We start from the raw sequence: 368 nt of genomic DNA, 5'->3' as shown, positions 1-368 counted from the left end.
GAACAGGTAGTAACCCAGCTCATCCATCTACGACTGAAGAAACAACTGAACCAGGCACAGGTGTTACACCTCCAGGCTCATCTGGCTCTGGTTCTAATGGCGGCTATACCCCACCAAGACCTCAACAAGAAAAACCAACAGTAACCGCGAAGAAAGATGGTTCTGTTGAAATCGCTATTGATCCAAACGTTAAAAAATACGAAGTTACCTTTATTCCAGAAGGTAAAAAGAACCCTATTACAGCAACACTTGAAAAACAAGCTGACGGCTCATACAAATCTAGCCACCCTGAATACATTCCAGATGTTCCAGCGGGTAGCAACAAAGCTGTTATTCCTGGCGATAGCCTCAAAGACAAATCACCCGTT

Annotated in this window: 1 pseudogene; it reads left to right on the top strand. The window is 44.3% G+C overall.

The features are described from left to right. Nucleotides 1-368, top strand: a pseudogene (locus A1D25_RS01970) (hypothetical protein); the annotation flags it as partial.

Source organism: Ursidibacter arcticus (genome assembly GCF_009761375.1).
Lineage (GTDB): Bacteria > Pseudomonadota > Gammaproteobacteria > Enterobacterales > Pasteurellaceae > Ursidibacter > Ursidibacter arcticus.
This window is presented reverse-complemented; position numbering and strand designations above follow the sequence as displayed.